Genomic DNA, 15,000 nt, shown 5'->3' on the forward strand with positions numbered 1-15,000 from the left:
CGGTCAGTAATATGTCCGCATACAGAACAATACGCTAAATCTCGCTTCGCATTCACAAGTGCTTTTGCAAAACCTAACACATCATCTTCTTTCATATCTAATACGAAAAATGCCAAGCGAACCGCTGTTTTCGGTCCGATTCCTGGCAACTTCATAAAACTATCAATTAATTTCGATATCGGTTCTGGATAATGCATATATCAGTATCCTCCTAGAACATTCCACCTGGTAAGTTTAAGCCTTTTGTAAATTTACCCATTGTAGAGTTTGAAAGTTCATCAGCTTTTTTAAGTGCATCATTCGTTGCAGCTAACACTAAGTCTTGTAACATTTCGATATCTTCTGGATCTACAACTTCTTCTTTAACTTTCACTTCAAGAATTTGCTTATGGCCATTTGCAATAACTGTGACCATACCGCCGCCAGCTGTACCTTCAACTGTTTTTTCGCCAAGTTCTTCTTGCGCTTTTGCCATATCTTTTTGCATCTTTTGCATTTGTTTCATCATATTATTCATATTTCCCATTCCGCCACGCATCATAATTAATTCCTCCTAATTATTATTACTCTTTTATTTCAATAAGTTCTTGCCCTACTAATTTTACTGCCTCTTCTATAAGAGGATCTTCTTTTTTCTCTGGGCTTTCTTCAGAATTCTCGCCTTCACGCTGTAAAAAATCTTCACGGATTTTACCCCATTCACTTTTTGGAATGGCAATCATATTTAATCTTTTACTTAACAGTTCAAATAAGGCCTGTTCCACTGTATCCATAGCTTCTCGGTTTTCGCTTGCCATTTTACAGTGAATCTCATATTGAAATGCTAAAACGTAAGTATCATCCGAAGCCGCTACCGGTTCGCTATTTTCTAATAAAACAGCAAACGCTACTTTGTTGTATGATTTGAGCCTTCCTAACAACTCACCCCACACAGCTTTTAATTGTTCTAAATCCTGACGCTTTGCTTGCTTTAACACTTCATTTACGCGTCCAACAGGAATTTTCATACTCCCTGTACGCACTGGCTTTGGTGTTGCACGTGTCTCTCTGACTTCTTGCTGCACACCAGCCGGCACACCATTCTTTTTGACTTGTTCTAACTCTTTCTCCAATTGCTGCATCCTGTTCATAATTGCTTGTAAACGATCTGCACCGTTCGCTTGCATCATAAACTGTTGACACAGTTGTACCATAACAACTTCTAAGAAAATTCGCGGATGATTTGTCCACTTCATTTCCTGTTGTCCCTTACTAAGAGTATGAATGATTTCATAGATTACTTCCGGTTGCATTTCTTCACTTAACATCCGGAATTGCTCATCTACCATTACTCGTTCCAACATATGTTCCAGTTGTGGTGAGGTTTGATATAAAAGCATATCGCGATAATAGTAAATGAAATCCTCCATAAAACGAACTGGATCTTTCCCTTTACCCATCATCTCATCTATGATACGTAATGCTCTTGATACATCATTTTCACGTATACATTCTACTAAGTTACCTAAGTATTGCTGGGAAACAGAACCTGTCACAGCTAATACATCTTCTGTCGTAACTGTCTCATCACTATAAGATATTGCCTGATCAATAAGACTAAGCGCATCACGCATACCACCTTCAGCGGCACGCGCAACAATTTGTAACGCCTCATCTTCTACTTGCGTACCTTCATTCGTCACAACCGTCGATAATCTCTCAACAATATCATTTACTGATATTTTTCGAAATTCAAAACGCTGGCAACGTGAAATGATTGTAGGCGGAATCTTATGTGGTTCTGTTGTCGCCAAAATAAAGATGACGTGTCCCGGCGGCTCTTCTAACGTTTTTAAAAGCGCATTGAAGGCACCCATAGAAAGCATGTGGACTTCATCAATAATGTATACTTTATATTCTACAGCACTTGGAGCATATTTTACTTTATCTCTAATATCTCGAATTTCATCTACACCGTTATTTGAAGCCGCATCAATTTCTAATACATCTGAAATAGATCCTTGTGTAATCCCCAAACAAGAAGGACATTCATTACAAGGTTCAGCTACCGGAGCATGTTCACAGTTGATTGCTTTTGCAAATACTTTTGCAATTGTCGTTTTTCCTGTTCCCCTCGGTCCAGAAAATAAATAAGCATGTGAAACTTTCTCTTGAAGAAGGGCATTTTGCAACGTTTTTGTCACGTGCTTTTGACCAACTACATCTTCAAATTTTTGCGGTCTCCATGTTCGGTATAACGCTTGGTATGACACGAAAATACGGCCTCCCTCAAAGGTTATTATCTTATTTATTATAACCCATTCTGTTTATAGATTCCAAAAGTTATTTTCTATACAAAAAACCCACCTTAGTATTAAGGTGAGTTTTGTATACATATATAACTGCCGTGCACCTTCTGTCGATTACGTACCATAAGCGTTACTCAAGCAGTTAGCTCGGTTCAGGCACTCCTGCGGCACACGAGAAGACCCGCTTATTGCTGCTTCCTTCCGGACCTGACAAGGTTCACGGGGTCCCGTTGCGCAGGACCCAAACGTCAACACCACTTACTTAAGGCAGACCTTACAGCAGCATAACCTCGAGAAGGGATTCGGCCTCGCTAGAGCGGATTGCGAGTATAGGGCACCGCTACCTCCCCGCTTAGCACGGCAAAGTTAAAACCAATATTCGGTTGCCTTCATTAAAAGGCATTATCAGTATAACTTGTTTTTTTACAAAATGCAAATACGTTAATTCTCGTTACTTTTCTCTAATTTTTTTATCGCTTTTCTTTTTTTACGAAGCTCTCTAAAAAAGTTTGTTAACAAAGTACCGCATTCTTCTTCTAATACACCAGCAACTACCTCGCATTGATGATTAAAGCGTTCATCCGTTAAAAGATTCATCAAAGTCCCTGCACATCCACCTTTCGGATCACTTGCACCATATACAACTCGCTTCACTCGTGATAAAACAATTCCACCCGCACACATCGGACAAGGCTCTAATGTTACATATAACGTCGCATCTTCTAAACGCCATGTCCCTATTTTTTTGCACGCCTCATCAATAGCTAATAGCTCAGCGTGAGCTATTGATCTTTGTTCAGTTTCTCTTAAATTATGAGCAACACTAATTACTTCACCATCTAATACTATAACTGCACCAATCGGTACTTCTTGTATTGCCTCTGCTTTTTTAGCCTCTTCTATTGCTAACTGCATAAAATAAATATCTTGATCGTGTTCCATACCATAGTCCTTTCCCTCAAATAAAATACACTTATTTCCATTTACTGCACATGGGATAACTTTTACAAATTCAATCCACCCTAATAAAAAAGAGAGGGGATTACATATGAAGAATACTGCCTTACTCATTATCGATATGATTAATGATTTTCAATTTTCTCACGGGCCCACCCTAGCCAAAAAATGCGAAATTATAACAAACCCTATTTTACAATTAAAGAAAACAATGAAATCCTTTGGCTACCCCATAATTTATGTTAATGACCATTATCAACTTTGGAGATCTGATATTGACCAACTAATTACTCATTGTACAAATGAGTATAGTGAAAATATCATTCATAAGATTGCTCCAAATACTGATGATTACATTTTTATTAAACCACATTACTCTGCCTTTTATGAAACACCTTTAAATTCTTTATTAGGCTATTTAAAAATAGAAAATCTAATATTGACAGGAGTCGCCGGGAATATATGTATCCTCTTTACAGCTAACGATGCTCATATGAGAAATTATACACTGTATGTACCACAGGACTGTATTGCCTCTAATCATGATCAGGATAATCTGCATGCTTTAAAAATAATGGAAGCCACATTAAAAGCAAATATAGTACCGTCATCTCAAATAAAAATTAATTAATACATATATTTATTTTCTAACTTTTTATATCAAATTAACCCGCTCGCTTCCCTCCTGTGCTACAATAATTCTGTTTTGTGTTTTTAGTAGTCACGGTAAATCACTGATTGAAAGGAGGAAACAGCGTGACCGGAGTACCATTTATCACGGTTGAAGGACCAATTGGTGTTGGAAAAACCTCACTTGCGAAGGCAATTTCAACTCACATGCAACTCCACTTACTAAAAGAAATTGTTGATGAGAATCCTTTTTTAGGAAAATTCTATGAAGACATCGACGAATGGAGTTTTCAAACAGAGATGTTCTTTCTTTGTAATAGATACAAACAATTAGAAGATATTAACATAAAGTATTTGAATCAAAGGAAACCAGTAGTAGCGGATTATCATATATTTAAAAATTTAATTTTCGCATCCCGTACATTAAAGAATTCTCAATATGACAAGTACATGAAAATCTATCGTATCCTTACACAAGATATGCCTGTACCAAACGTTATCGTTTATTTAACAGCTAGCTTGGAAACATTACAAACACGAATTGCGATGCGCGGAAGAGAATTCGAAAAAAACATGGATCCAAATTACTTACTACAGCTCACAAAAGATTACGAAACAGCAATGGATACTTTTAAAAAGGATCATCCAGATATCCCAGTATTAAAATTTAACGGAGACGATATGGATTTTGTAAAAAATCCTGATGATTTAAACGTCATCCTATCCGCCCTTCAAAATACTCTCTTAAAGGAGTCGGAATAACAATGAATTTAAGGCAAAAATATGATATACCAAATGACGCAGTAATCACTATTGCTGGAACAGTAGGTGTCGGAAAATCAACTATGACAACTGCATTAGCTAACGCTTTAGGTTATCGCACATCATTTGAAAAGGTAGATTCAAACCCGTATTTGGACAAGTTCTATGCTGATTTCACACGCTGGAGCTTCCACTTGCAAGTGTACTTTTTAGCAGAACGATTTAAAGAACAAAAAAGAATTTTTGAATACGGTGGCGGTTTTGTTCAAGATCGCTCTATCTATGAAGACACTGGAATTTTTGCAAAGATGCATCATGAAAAAGGTACAATGACGGAAACTGATTATGAAACATACAAAGGTTTATTTGACGCTATGGTCATGACTCCTTACTTCCCTCATCCTGATTTATTAATTTACTTAGAAGGTTCTTTCGATGATATTGTTGATCGTATCCAAGAACGCGGACGTCCGATGGAACAACAAACACCAATTGAGTATTGGAAAGAGATGCATGGCCGTTACGAAAACTGGATTAATAACTTTAATGCATGCCCTGTTTTACGATTAAACATTAATGAATACGATATTTTAAAAGATGGTGATTCAATTGAACCAATCATTAAAAAAATTGGCCATTTTTTAAAACAAACACGTAAACTTGTAAAATAAAAAACCCGTGCATACGCACGGGTTTTTCTATTAAATTACTTCTTTTTTGTCGGAGCAATAATTTCACTCTCAGGTTTTCCAGCGTTAATACGCTGACGAACAGTACTTGTACTAATATCGTATGTTTCAGCAATCTCTTTAACAGTCATTTCTTTCCCGTTAATCACTGCTGTTAATACTTTACCTGTACGTTTTGGAGCTGCTTCTTTCTTTACAGCTGCTTTTTCAACTTTTTTTGGCGCCTCTACTTTTGTCGCAGTTTGCTTTACATCACAAGTGCAACCACAAAGTTTACGGAATGTATCATCGCTTATAATGCGTGACACATTTGCACCACTGTTTAAAATTCTATTGTTCTTACAGACAGGACATTGTACATAATATAAAGTTTTTCCATCTAAAGGAAACGTTTGTATAATAAGATCCATGTTGACTCCTTTCATATCTATGAAGATAATCATCGGAATATGAGTGTGTAATAAGGACAAAATTGCCTTACACCATACTTTATGATTGGTTTTAAAATAAAAACTCGTTACGTGTTGGTAACGAGTTCTCCAATCTCCACTTATATGCGCTGTTGTCAATTATATCTGGAGGAGGTAGAGGGATTCGAACCCCCGCGCGACTCTCGCCGCCTGTCGGTTTTCAAGACCGATCCCTTCAGCCAGACTTGGGTATACCTCCATATTGACATCAAATATAATATCAAAAGAAAAACAGTTAGTCAACCCTACTAAAATAAATTATGAGGAAAGGAAAATTTTACTTTTCCTCTCCTACATTATAGTACTGACAACGCTCATAATTACCAATCACTCATACCGATGAATGTTTATAAATTTACTTAATAACTGTTTTTCCTCCCATATAAGGGCGAAGAACTTCTGGAATTATAATTGTACCATCTTCTTGTTGGTAGTTCTCTAAAATAGCTGCCACCGTACGTCCAATTGCAAGACCAGATCCATTTAATGTATGAACATGTTCTGGTTTTCCGTTTGGCTCACGACGGAAACGGATATTTGCACGTCTCGCTTGGAAAGCCTCAAAATTACTACAAGAAGAAATCTCACGATATGTGCCATAGCTTGGAATCCATACTTCGATATCGTATTTCTTCGCTGCTGTAAATCCTAAATCGCCTGTGCACATGCTCATAACGCGATATGGCAACTCTAATAATTGTAACACGCGTTCTGCATCATTTGTTAGTTTTTCTAACTCTTCATAAGAATCTTCTGGTTTTACGAACTTTACAAGCTCTACTTTATTGAACTGATGCTGACGAATTAAGCCACGTGTATCACGGCCAGCTGAACCTGCTTCAGAACGGAAACAAGAGCTAAATGCAGCATATCGTATAGGCAGTTGCTCTTTATTTAAGATTTCATCACGGTGCATGTTCGTTACAGGTACTTCAGCTGTTGGAATTAAGAAGTAATCTTCACTTTCAATACGGAATGCATCTTCTTCAAATTTCGGAAGTTGTCCTGTTCCTGTCATACTTGCACGGTTTACCATATACGGAGGTAATACTTCTTCGTATCCATGCTCGTCAGTATGAAGATCAAGCATAAAGCTAATTAAAGCACGCTCTAATCTCGCGCCAGCACCTTTATAGAATACGAAGCGGCTTCCTGTTACCTTCCCAGCACGCTCAAAATCTAAAATTCCTAAATCTGTAGCAAGATCCCAATGTGGTTTTGGTTCATAAGCAAATTCTTTCACTTCTCCCCAAGTACGTGCTACTACATTATCATCTTCTGTTTCACCAACTGGAGCAGATTCATGAGGAATATTTGGAATAGATAACATTAATCTTTCTAAATCTTCTTCAACTTTACGAAGTTCATTATCAAGATCTTTTACTTTTTCTCCAACTTCACGCATTTCTAGAATTAGAGCTTCTGCATCTTTCTTTTCGCGCTTCAATACAGAAATTTGTTGAGATACTTCGTTACGTTTACTTTTTAGTTCCTCTGTTTGAACAAGTAATTCTCTTCTTCTCGTATCCAGCTCTTCAAAGCGACCAAAATCAGTTAAATCTTCGCCTCTATGCTGTAACTTTGCTTTTACTTCTTCAAAATTTGTACGTAAAAATTTAATATCAAGCATTATATACTCCTCCTTTTATTTTATAAAACACAAAAAACTCCCGTCCCTATATAAAGGGACGGGAGTTAACCCGCGTTGCCACCCTAGTTGAAAGCATTACCGCCTTCCTCTCAAGTAGAAATAACGGCTCTTCACCGGGAATGTTTACTAATCATAAAGATATTCCACATTCCATTCCAGGATGGATTCACAAACTGTTTCTATCGATTTCCACCAACCATCGACTCTCTATAAGAAACGGCATTTGTTACTACTTCCTATCAACACGCTTATTTTATAAAATTGTTACCATCAATTTACTATAATCTTATACAAGTTGCAAGTTACTTATACAACTTTTTTCATTTTCGCTTCTTTTACCATTTCTACAAAGTATGCTGTGACACGATGATCATCCGTTAATTCCGGATGGAATGAAGCAGCTAAAAACTGATTTTGTTTTACTGCTACCATTCGGTCACCATGTGTAGAAAGTACTTCAACATCATCAGCTACATTTACAACATACGGAGCACGGATAAATACACCAATAAATTCTTCTCCTACACCTTTAATTGAAAGTGCGACTTCAAAGCTATCTTTTTGGCGTCCGAACGCATTGCGTTCTACTGTAATATCCATAGCACCAATATGTGCTTCTTCATAGCCAATAAGTGTTTTTGCAAGAAGAATCATACCTGCACATGTACCAAACATTGGTTTGCCAGACTTCGCGAATGTACGAAGTGGTTCCATGAAAGCATACTTATCAATAAGACGGCGCATTGTTGTACTTTCACCGCCTGGTAAAATAAGACCATCAATCTCTTCAAGTTGCTCTATACGCTTTACAACAACAGCTTCTGCACCACTTGCTTCAACTGATTTTATATGCTCACGAACTGCACCTTGAAGACCTAGTACACCGATTTTCACCATTTTAAAGTTCTCCTTCAATTACCATCCACGCTCTTGCATGCGTTGTTCTGGTAATAACGTTGAAATTTCGATACCTTTCATTGCATTACCTAATCCTTTAGAAAGGCTTGCAATTAGTTCGTAATCCTCATAATGAGTCGTCGCTTCAACGATTGCGCGTGCAAATTTCTCTGGATTTTCTGATTTGAAGATACCAGATCCTACGAATACACCATCCGCACCAAGTTGCATCATTAACGCTGCATCTGCTGGTGTTGCTACACCACCTGCTGCGAAGTTTACAACTGGCAAACGACCAAGGCGTTTAATTTCAAGTAGTACTTCATAAGGAGCACCAGTGTTTTTTGCATATGTCATTAACTCATCTTCACGTAGACTTGCAACTTGACGGATTTCTGCATTGACTTGGCGCATATGACGCACTGCCTCTACAATGTTTCCTGTTCCTGGTTCACCTTTTGTACGAAGCATAGATGCACCTTCTGCAATACGACGCGCAGCTTCTCCGATATCACGGCAACCACATACAAACGGAACTGTGTAATCACGTTTATTTAAATGGTATACTTCATCAGCAGGAGTTAATACTTCACTCTCATCGATATAGTCTACCCCTAATGATTCTAATACACGTGCTTCTACAAGATGACCGATACGGCATTTTGCCATAACCGGAATTGAAACAGCGCCCATAACTTCTTCAACAATTGTTGGGTCTGCCATACGAGAAACGCCACCTGCTGCACGAATATCTGCTGGTACACGCTCTAGTGCCATAACAGCAACTGCGCCTGCCTCTTCTGCAATTTTTGCTTGTTCAGCGTTAATTACGTCCATAATAACGCCGCCTTTTTGCATTTCTGCCATTCCACGTTTTACACGTTCTGTCCCTGTTACATTTGTCATGTTACAAAAACCCCCCTAGGTGAATTGCTTTTCCCCGTTAAAGGCGAAAATTAAGAATACTCTTACATTCTACCACTAACTATCAGATGCTTGTCTACTACTTTTTCATAAAGTCGGTATGAAAAATAGGAATAAGAAAAAGCCCCTACAATGAGGAGCTTTTAAAACCAACCTTTTACTGTATCAACAGCACTATTCCATATACCACTAAAGAAAGAGCCAATTCCGCGCATAGAGCGAGTAAACCAATTCGCTTCCTCTACTGCAGACGTTGTTACAAGATCTATTTGTAATGACTTACCAGATAAAAACCCAGGATCATTCGCATCTTTTGGTGTGATTACCATTTGGCCAAGTGCAGCTCCCTTTTTAATAGGTGCTTCTTGTCCCTTATTTGCTTCTTTTAATTCTGTTTTATAAACATCTTTACTTCCTTTTGGCACTGGAAGTGAAACAGCTTGTTTTGTTTGAACTGCTACATCTTTATCTTTAGCATTTTCTACTCGTACTGTTTCTTGTCCTTTTACTGAAGAATCTTTTTTATACAGTTTCTTCATTTCAAAATTAGCAAATCCATAATCATATAGTTTCTTTGTCTCATCAAAGCGTGCATCACGAGACTTCGTTTTAATAACTACAGAAATAAAACGCATACCATCTTTTTCAATTGTACCAGTGAAGCAATCCCCTGCTTCTGGAGTTGAACCTGTTTTCAGGCCATCTACACCCGCATATACCTTAGATAAACCTGGTAACATCCAGTTCCAGTTAATCATGTCAATTCGATCCGTAGTACCTTCACGGAACGTCTTTTTTGAAATTTTAGCTGTATCTAATGTTTTAGGGAAATCTTGAATAAGGCGTTGTGCTAAAATTGCTACATCTCTCGCAGCCATTTTATTTTCTTCATCCGGAGTTGTTCCTTCAGGATGCTGTCCTTTTAAATCTTTGTTTGTTAAGCCAGTAGAATTTACAAACTTGTAAGTTTTTAATCCAAGCTCTTTCGACTTATCGTTCATCATTTTTACAAAGTCTACTTCTTTTCCAGCAACTGCTTCAGCTAAAGCTATCGTTGCACCATTAGCAGAATAAATTGCCATTGCCTCATATAACTCTTTTACTGTATAAGAATCACCGTTTCGTAGCGGCACATTCGATAATGAACGATCTTGCGAAACTTTATACGCATATTCAGAAACCTTAATTTTTTGATCCCACTTAAGTTTTCCTTTATCCACTGCTTCATGAACTAAATATTCACTCATCATCTTTGTCATACTAGCAATTGATAATAATTCATCTGCATTCTTTTGATATAAAATTTTCCCAGAATTCGCTTCAACTAAAATTGCTGCACCTGCTTCAATGCTTAAAGCAGCTCCTGTTTCTGCTGATGCATTGCTATATGGTAACAACATACTACAAGCTAGTGTAAGCATTGTTACTAAAGCAATGAATCTTTTGCAAAACATACCTTTCACTTTTGCTACCCCCAATATCTATGTACTCACATAACCGTTATTCTAACATAATCAAAAAAAAATAGACAGAGATATCAAATCTCCGTCTATTTGTATATAAGACATTACAATGAGTAGTTTGGAGCCTCTTTTGTAATTTGTACGTGATGAGGGTGGCTTTCACGTAAACCAGCACCTGACATACGAATGAATTGTGCATTCTCACGTAAGAATTCTAAATTCTGCGCTCCGCAATATCCCATACCGGCACGTAATCCACCAACTAATTGATGAACTGTATCTGCTAAAGGTCCTTTATATGGTACTCTACCTTCAATACCTTCTGGAACAAGTTTTTTATTTCCTTCTTGGAAGTAACGGTCTTTACTTCCTTTTTCCATCGCTCCGACAGAACCCATACCACGATATACTTTGAATTGACGACCTTGGTAAATTTCAGTTTCTCCAGGGCTTTCAGCAACACCAGCAAACATACTACCTAGCATAACAACGTGTGCTCCTGCTGCTAAAGCTTTTACCATGTCACCAGAGTACTTAACACCACCATCAGCAATAACTGGAATACCGTGTTTACGAGCTTCTGTTGCACAATCATAAACTGCTGTTAATTGTGGTACACCCACGCCAGCTACAACGCGTGTCGTACAAATAGAGCCTGGTCCAATACCAACTTTAACTACGTTTGCACCTGCTTCAATTAATGCTTTCGTTGCTTCAGCAGTAGCAACATTTCCAGCGATAATATTTAGTGATGGATATTTCGCACGAACTTCTTTCACTTTATCAATAACACCTTGAGAATGTCCATGAGCTGTATCAAGTACGATTGCATCTACGCTAGCTTTTACTAATGCGTCGATACGAAGCATTGCATCAGCCGTTACACCAACCGCTGCTCCAACTAATAAGCGTCCTTGCTTATCCTTCGCAGAATTTGGGAATTCAATTACTTTTTCAATATCTTTTATTGTAATAAGCCCTTGTAATACACCGTTGTTATCAACGAGAGGGAGTTTTTCAATTTTGTACTTTTGTAGGATCTTTTCAGCTTCTTCCAGCGTTGTACCAACTGGAGCTGTAATTAGCTTTTCTTTTGTCATTACGTCGGAAATTTTGATTGAGTAGTCTTGGATAAAACGCATATCACGGTTTGTAATAATACCAACTAATTTTCGCTCGTCTAAATTATTTACAACCGGTACACCTGAGATACGGTATTTTCCCATAAGATGCTCTGCATCATACACTTGATGTTCTGGAGTTAAAAAGAAAGGATCTGAAATAACGCCACTTTCAGAACGTTTTACTTTATCAACTTGCTCCGCTTGTTGTTCAATAGACATGTTTTTATGAATAATTCCTAAACCGCCTTGACGAGCCATTGCAATAGCCATATCAGCTTCTGTTACTGTATCCATTCCTGCACTAATTAACGGGATATTTAACTGTAAGCTTTCAGATAAAACTGTTTTAACACTTACTTCTCTTGGTAGTACATCTGACTTTGCTGGTACAAGTAATACGTCATCAAAAGTCAAACCTTCTTTAACAAATTTAGATTCCCACATAATTGTTCCCCCCATGATACCAGAAATTATTATTAGTAGCTTATCAATTGGTTAAAATACTGTCAAGGACGTATATATATGTTAGAATTTTTAGACAATAAAAGGAGCGTAATATATGCATCAAACACATTGTACTTGGCAGCAATTAAGTTTCTTCTTTTCATCTCAAAATGTTCAACGTTATCTTGCCCGTTGCTATGAAAAATCCTCCATACAAGATGCTGAAAAAAAAAGTTTCGAAAATTGTTATCCCTTTATTTATTACTTAGAACACGGGAAAAACTATTATGAATTATATAAGGTGGCCCCCTTTTCGATTCAGCCAATGTTATTGTTTTATGGAATGAGCCAACTTTTTAAAGCCTGCTTACTAACTATTGATCCTAACTATCCAGAATCCACTACTGTTTTAGCTCATGGTGTTACGACTCGTAAACGAAAAAAACAGGGGTATCAATTTTTAGAAGATGAGGTGAAGGTACAAAAAAATGGATTATTTACTCATATTGCAGAACAGCTGTTTCACATGAAACACTTAGAAGCAGAGAAGTTTAACATGCTAGATCTAATGGGAAATATTCCTGAATTACAAAATTTATTTCGCTATAGTCAAAGAGGGGCCACTTTATATAAAATCGATTCAACAAATACAAATGAACTTTTCTTTTCGGCCAACATACTAGATCGACTTCATATGACTACAGAAAGATTTTCACGTTACATTGAATCAACTTGTAAGCATTTATCCATACAACATGTCTCCGGGAAAACGAGCGGATCGAATCTGCTTTTTACAGCTCCTATCCAGTCGTGGAACCCTATATATAGTACACCTTTATACTACGAATATCTTGCTGATACTTATTACTTACCAATTCCAATTGACCCGAGAAACCCTAAACCAGTATTACCTGAACTTCTTGTTCATTATTTATTGCTCTACAATTTAAGTATGATTTCTAGATACGAAACAGATTGGTGGTATGATTTACTTGGGAGCTATGGCTCTGAAGATTATCCATTTATTTATCAATTTCTTACTATTTCTGCTCAAAAAATCCCTTACTATATTTCGTCTTTTTTACTAACAGAACCGAGCCTATTTCATGGGAAATAAAAAAACACAAGTCAAAAGACTTGTGTTTTTAGTTGCTTGGCGACGTCCTACTCTCACAGGGACAAGGTCCCAACTACCATCGGCGCTAGAGAGCTTAACTTCCGTGTTCGGTATGGGAACGGGTGTGACCTCTCTGCCATCATCACCAAACTATGAAGGCATATTCCTTCAAAACTAGATAACATTGCTTCATATTATATGGTTAAGTCCTCGATCTATTAGTATTCGTCAGCTCCACATGTCACCATGCTTCCACCTCGAACCTATCAACCTGATCATCTTTCAGGGATCTTACTAGCTTACGCTATGGGAAATCTCATCTTGAGGGGGGCTTCATGCTTAGATGCTTTCAGCACTTATCCCTTCCGCACATAGCTACCCAGCTATGCCCTTGGCAGAACAACTGGTACACCAGCGGTGCGTCCATCCCGGTCCTCTCGTACTAAGGACAGCTCCTCTCAAATTTCCTACGCCCACGACGGATAGGGACCGAACTGTCTCACGACGTTCTGAACCCAGCTCGCGTACCGCTTTAATGGGCGAACAGCCCAACCCTTGGGACCGACTACAGCCCCAGGATGCGATGAGCCGACATCGAGGTGCCAAACCTCCCCGTCGATGTGGACTCTTGGGGGAGATAAGCCTGTTATCCCCGGGGTAGCTTTTATCCGTTGAGCGATGGCCCTTCCATGCGGAACCACCGGATCACTAAGCCCGACTTTCGTCCCTGCTCGACTTGTAGGTCTCGCAGTCAAGCTCCCTTATGCCTTTGCACTCTACGAATGATTTCCAACCATTCTGAGGGAACCTTTGGGCGCCTCCGTTACACTTTAGGAGGCGACCGCCCCAGTCAAACTGCCCACCTGACACTGTCTCCCGGGTCGATAAGACCCGTAGGTTAGAATTTCAATACATTCAGGGCGGTATCCCACCAGCGCCTCCACCGAAGCTAGCGCTCCGGTTTCAATGGCTCCCGCCTATCCTGTACAAAATGTACCAAAATTCAATATCAGGCTACAGTAAAGCTCCACGGGGTCTTTCCGTCCTGTCGCGGGTAACCTGCATCTTCACAGGTACTATAATTTCACCGAGTCTCTGGTTGAGACAGTGCCCAAATCGTTACACCTTTCGTGCGGGTCGGAACTTACCCGACAAGGAATTTCGCTACCTTAGGACCGTTATAGTTACGGCCGCCGTTTACTGGGGCTTCAGTTCAGAGCTTCGCTTACGCTAACCCCTCTCCTTAACCTTCCAGCACCGGGCAGGTGTCAGCCCCTATACTTCGCCTTACGGCTTCGCAGAGACCTGTGTTTTTGCTAAACAGTCGCTTGGGCCTATTCACTGCGGCTTTCCGTTAAGAAAGCACCCCTTCTCCCGAAGTTACGGGGTCATTTTGCCGAGTTCCTTAACCAGAGTTCTCTCGCACACCTTAGGATTCTCTCCTCGCCTACCTGTGTCGGTTTGCGGTACAGGCACCTTTTATCTCGCTAGAAGCTTTTCTTGGCAGCGGGGAATCAAAGACTTCGCTCCATAAGGAGCTTCCCCATCACAGCTCAGCCTTCACGATAAGCGGATTTGCCTACT

At 38.8% G+C, this 15,000-nt stretch carries 14 protein-coding genes, 1 tRNA gene, 2 rRNA genes, 1 other RNA gene and 1 other annotated feature (2 of these 19 cut by a window edge); of the genes, 4 read left to right on the top strand and 14 right to left on the bottom strand.

Annotated features, from left to right (window positions below; translation table 11 throughout):
• The 5 genes from recR to tadA form a co-directional block, all read right to left on the bottom strand.
• A protein-coding gene (recR, locus tag QEP67_RS27785; RefSeq protein ID WP_000559168.1) for a recombination protein RecR crosses the window boundary here: on the bottom strand, positions 1 to 197 show its 5' portion. 400 nt of this gene lie to the left of the window's left edge; 197 of the gene's 597 nt are visible here — the first part of the coding sequence; the start codon lies at positions 195 to 197; its stop codon lies off the left edge, out of view.
• A 14-nt stretch (positions 198 to 211) separates the two neighbouring features.
• Positions 212 to 538, bottom strand: coding sequence for a YbaB/EbfC family nucleoid-associated protein (locus QEP67_RS27790; RefSeq protein WP_170771173.1), 327 nt, complete (start codon positions 536 to 538; stop codon positions 212 to 214).
• A gap of 25 nt (positions 539 to 563) precedes the next feature.
• Positions 564 to 2,252, bottom strand: a complete 1,689-nt coding sequence (gene dnaX, locus QEP67_RS27795; protein ID WP_000121581.1) for a DNA polymerase III subunit gamma/tau — start codon at positions 2,250 to 2,252, stop codon at positions 564 to 566.
• A gap of 132 nt (positions 2,253 to 2,384) precedes the next feature.
• Positions 2,385 to 2,649, bottom strand: an RNA gene (ffs, locus tag QEP67_RS27800) — signal recognition particle sRNA large type.
• Between the two features lie 80 nt (positions 2,650 to 2,729).
• On the bottom strand, positions 2,730 to 3,230 hold the full coding sequence (gene tadA / locus QEP67_RS27805) for a tRNA adenosine(34) deaminase TadA (RefSeq protein WP_353706484.1): 501 nt from the start codon (positions 3,228 to 3,230) through the stop codon (positions 2,730 to 2,732).
• Between the two features lie 106 nt (positions 3,231 to 3,336).
• Between tadA and QEP67_RS27810 the strand changes: the two genes are divergently transcribed.
• The 3 genes from QEP67_RS27810 (at position 3,337) to QEP67_RS27820 (ending at position 5,308) form a co-directional block, all read left to right on the top strand.
• Positions 3,337 to 3,876: an isochorismatase family cysteine hydrolase gene (locus QEP67_RS27810; protein WP_000798743.1), complete on the top strand. Its 540-nt coding sequence runs from the start codon at positions 3,337 to 3,339 to the stop codon at positions 3,874 to 3,876.
• Positions 3,877 to 4,001: 125 nt separating this feature from the next.
• Positions 4,002 to 4,637, top strand: a complete 636-nt coding sequence (locus QEP67_RS27815) for a deoxynucleoside kinase (RefSeq protein ID WP_000148206.1) — start codon at positions 4,002 to 4,004, stop codon at positions 4,635 to 4,637.
• Between the two features lie 2 nt (positions 4,638 to 4,639).
• A complete protein-coding gene (locus QEP67_RS27820) occupies positions 4,640 to 5,308 on the top strand; it encodes a deoxynucleoside kinase (RefSeq protein WP_001053583.1) in 669 nt (222 codons plus the stop codon).
• A gap of 35 nt (positions 5,309 to 5,343) precedes the next feature.
• On the opposite strand, the gene QEP67_RS27825 is transcribed toward QEP67_RS27820, so the two are convergent.
• The 7 genes from QEP67_RS27825 to guaB all read right to left on the bottom strand — a co-directional run bounded on the left by QEP67_RS27825 (position 5,344) and on the right by guaB (position 12,299).
• On the bottom strand, positions 5,344 to 5,736 hold the full coding sequence (locus tag QEP67_RS27825; protein ID WP_000364198.1) for a DUF3797 domain-containing protein: 393 nt from the start codon (positions 5,734 to 5,736) through the stop codon (positions 5,344 to 5,346).
• Positions 5,737 to 5,902: 166 nt separating this feature from the next.
• Positions 5,903 to 5,995 (bottom strand) — tRNA-Ser (locus QEP67_RS27830).
• Positions 5,996 to 6,151: 156 nt separating this feature from the next.
• Complete coding sequence (gene serS, locus QEP67_RS27835) at positions 6,152 to 7,426, bottom strand: serine--tRNA ligase (RefSeq protein ID WP_000884176.1); 1,275 nt, start codon at positions 7,424 to 7,426, stop codon at positions 6,152 to 6,154.
• Between the two features lie 51 nt (positions 7,427 to 7,477).
• Positions 7,478 to 7,699: a binding site (T-box leader), on the bottom strand.
• Positions 7,700 to 7,753: 54 nt separating this feature from the next.
• A complete protein-coding gene (gene pdxT / locus QEP67_RS27840) occupies positions 7,754 to 8,344 on the bottom strand; it encodes a pyridoxal 5'-phosphate synthase glutaminase subunit PdxT (RefSeq protein ID WP_000238773.1) in 591 nt (196 codons plus the stop codon).
• Between the two features lie 18 nt (positions 8,345 to 8,362).
• Entirely contained in the window at positions 8,363 to 9,250 is an 888-nt protein-coding gene (pdxS, locus tag QEP67_RS27845; RefSeq protein ID WP_000186157.1) for a pyridoxal 5'-phosphate synthase lyase subunit PdxS, read from the bottom strand.
• Positions 9,251 to 9,411: 161 nt separating this feature from the next.
• A complete protein-coding gene (locus tag QEP67_RS27850; protein ID WP_131233790.1) occupies positions 9,412 to 10,722 on the bottom strand; it encodes a D-alanyl-D-alanine carboxypeptidase family protein in 1,311 nt (436 codons plus the stop codon).
• Positions 10,723 to 10,835: 113 nt separating this feature from the next.
• Entirely contained in the window at positions 10,836 to 12,299 is a 1,464-nt protein-coding gene (gene guaB, locus QEP67_RS27855; RefSeq protein ID WP_000264076.1) for an IMP dehydrogenase, read from the bottom strand.
• 115 nt (positions 12,300 to 12,414) lie between these two features.
• Between guaB and QEP67_RS27860 the strand changes: the two genes are divergently transcribed.
• Positions 12,415 to 13,416 carry a YaaC family protein gene (locus QEP67_RS27860; protein ID WP_000554268.1) on the top strand — a complete coding sequence of 334 codons (1,002 nt, stop codon included), beginning with the start codon at positions 12,415 to 12,417 and terminating at the stop codon, positions 13,414 to 13,416.
• A gap of 34 nt (positions 13,417 to 13,450) precedes the next feature.
• Here the strand turns inward: QEP67_RS27860 and rrf are convergent.
• Positions 13,451 to 13,566: ribosomal RNA gene (rrf, locus tag QEP67_RS27865) — 5S ribosomal RNA — on the bottom strand.
• A 48-nt stretch (positions 13,567 to 13,614) separates the two neighbouring features.
• Positions 13,615 to 15,000: ribosomal RNA gene (locus tag QEP67_RS27870) — 23S ribosomal RNA — on the bottom strand (it continues 1,536 nt past the right edge of the window).

It is taken from the genome of Bacillus cereus group sp. MS39, from assembly GCF_040448665.1.
In the GTDB taxonomy this organism is placed as follows: Bacteria; Bacillota; Bacilli; order Bacillales; family Bacillaceae_G; genus Bacillus_A; species Bacillus_A wiedmannii.